The organism is Candidatus Izemoplasma sp. (assembly GCF_982632705.1).
Window position 1 is genome coordinate 1 of sequence record NZ_CEXEES010000105.1, and the last position, 2,546, is coordinate 2,546.

The following is a 2,546-nucleotide window of genomic DNA, read 5'->3' on the forward strand; positions in this document are numbered from 1 at the left end:
GCGGATATAGATTATACAATGGAGAGAAAAAAGACCTTGAATAGGTCTTTTTTTATTTGTCTGACATATTCATATATTTATAATATATGCAAAAAAGTAGTGTAAAGTATACTTGACACAATGTAAAGTAAATGATACTATGTGTATATAGAACTTGACATTAAGAGTTCGAAAGAAGGAGAATTATTATGACATATCATGAAAAAAGAAGTTTGGTTAACATTTTTAGCACAGTAGTGCTTACAGGGGTTTACGCTCTAGTTATATATAATAAATATATGAATGGAGATTTCGATTTAAGCAACATTTTACGATTTTGGGCAATCGTTATACTTATCTTTATTCCAATCTCGATAGTTGCTAGAATTGTTATTATGATCATATTTAGTATTGGTAATTCAATTGGTACTGCGATAAAAAATGAAATCAAAGGTGAAGACGAAGAGCCGTTTGAAGATGTTGTAGATGAAAGAGACAAACTTATCAGCTTAAAAGCTACTAGAATCTCAATGGCTATATTTGTTGCAGGATTTATTGCAGCTCTTATTTCACAACTCTTTGATACAAGCAATCATTTATTCTTTATCGTTATAGTATCGTTTGGTGTTTTATCAGATGTTGCTACTGAAATTGCTACAATACGTTATTACAGAAGAGGGGTGTAGGTATGAAGAAGTTGTCTATAAACAACAATGTAAGGAAACTTCGATTTGAGAATGATGAAATGACTCAAAAAGCATTGGCTGAAAAAGTTGGTGTCTCTAGACAAACCATTGTTGCTATTGAAAAAGGACAGTATTCACCTACGTTGGAATTAGCATTTAACTTATCAAAAGCATTTAATAAACCAATTGATGAGATATTTTACTTAGATAATTAAGAAAAAGGAGCAAAATTGCTCCTTTTTTGTAACTTACCGACAAACATATGCATCTGAGTTCATATAATGTATACTAATGGTAAGAAGTAAAGGGGTATCCTTTTATAAAATGGTGATTAAGAATAAGGGGGAAATAAAATGAAAATTAAGAAGTTATTATTTGTGTTATTGATAGGTATGACGATTATATTGTCAGGATGTTCTATGGCAGATTCTGCTGAATATGATCCGGCATATTATGGAGATGAGTATTCTAATGAGGATACAGATCCTGAAGAACCAGCACCAGTGATAGATGATGCAGATTTAGAAGGTGGAGATGTAGTTCAAGATGCAGATATTCCTGCACTGTTAGATCGTAAAATTATTTATACTGCATCACTTGGTATGAATGCACCTGATCCTGAAATTGTATATAATAATGTAATGAGTGAATTAGATACATATGGTGCATATGTAGAATCTGCAAATATTACAAACACTAGATATGTTGTAAAGATAAGAGTCTTATCTGCTAACTTTACTGATTTCATTGAAGAAATCAAAACAACAGGTGATGTGTCAAGTTATGTAAAGACATCAGAAGATGTTACGAATGCATATTCAACATTTGAAGCGAGAAAACTTGCGTTAGAAACACAACATGCAAGAATATTAGAACTGATTGAAGTTGCTGTTGATTTAGACGATATATTAACATTAGAAGACGCACGTATAGATATAGAATCTGAATTGAACCAAATAGGAGATACGTTAGCGAATTATGATTCGTTGGTTGATTACTCTACTATTAATTTAACAATAAATAAAACGAGTGAAGCAGTTGTGGTATTACCTCAAACAGCAAGTCCTACTGTTTATGTGAATGAACATACAAAGAACACAGCTGAAGTTGAAGTAAGAAACAATGATGATCTACCTGTAGTGATTTATCTAGACGTACTTCAAAATGGAGAGTTTGTGAAACAATACGAGGGAGAAGCGTTCCCTAATGGTGTTTCAGTATTTGAAATCGGTGGATTAGATTCAAATACAGATTACACATTTAGAGTTACAGCAATCTCTGCTGAACACAGAGAGTCTAATGTTGTAAATAGAAGTGCATTAACAGAAAGTACATTCTTTAATAAAGTTGGAAATGTATTTACAAGTTCATTTACTGTTCTTGTAGCAATATTTGAATTCTTAGGATTAGCAATTGTTGCTATATTGCCATTTGCTATCGTATTTACTGTTATATTTATACCTTCAAGAATTTTATACCTTAAAAAGGGTAAACAACTTGTGGAGGCAAGAAAGCAAAAAAAGAGAAAAGCTATTGATGAGAGAATCAAAGAAGGAATTAAGAGAGAAGAAGAAATGAACAATATTAGAATGCAAAAACAAAGGGAAATTAGGGAAAGACAGTTGAAGCAACAACAACAAAGACCTCCGCAAAATAAATAAAAGGAAGCCATTTGGCTTCCTTTTTTCTTACTCTTTTTTAAATGCGGCTTTGAGACCTACTTCTTGGCCTAAATAAATCCGTTTGTAATTTGGATAATGTTTGTAAAATGATAATAATGAATAAGTAGATATAATTATTATAGAGACCAAACTAAAATCTAGGAAGAATAATCCTATTGGAGTCAGAACTATAACTACTAATGTTGCTAGTGCTATGTAA

4 protein-coding genes are annotated in these 2,546 nt (G+C 31.5%); 3 read left to right on the forward strand and 1 reads right to left on the reverse strand.

From position 1 onward, the window contains the following. Window positions 1-188: 188 nt before the first annotated feature. The 3 genes from AC2LE6_RS08860 to AC2LE6_RS08870 all read left to right on the forward strand — a co-directional run bounded on the left by AC2LE6_RS08860 (window position 189) and on the right by AC2LE6_RS08870 (window position 2,326). Window positions 189-665, forward strand: a complete 477-nt coding sequence (locus AC2LE6_RS08860; protein WP_484478899.1) for a hypothetical protein — start codon at window positions 189-191, stop codon at window positions 663-665. A 2-nt stretch (window positions 666-667) separates the two neighbouring features. Continuing rightward, a complete protein-coding gene (locus AC2LE6_RS08865) occupies window positions 668-880 on the forward strand; it encodes a helix-turn-helix transcriptional regulator (RefSeq protein ID WP_484478900.1) in 213 nt (70 codons plus the stop codon). Between the two features lie 138 nt (window positions 881-1,018). Further along, complete coding sequence (locus tag AC2LE6_RS08870) at window positions 1,019-2,326, forward strand: DUF4349 domain-containing protein (RefSeq protein ID WP_484478901.1); 1,308 nt, start codon at window positions 1,019-1,021, stop codon at window positions 2,324-2,326. 27 nt (window positions 2,327-2,353) lie between these two features. On the opposite strand, the gene AC2LE6_RS08875 is transcribed toward AC2LE6_RS08870, so the two are convergent. Continuing rightward, on the reverse strand, window positions 2,354-2,546 hold a 193-nt coding region (locus AC2LE6_RS08875; RefSeq protein ID WP_484478902.1), incomplete at its 5' end, for a hypothetical protein.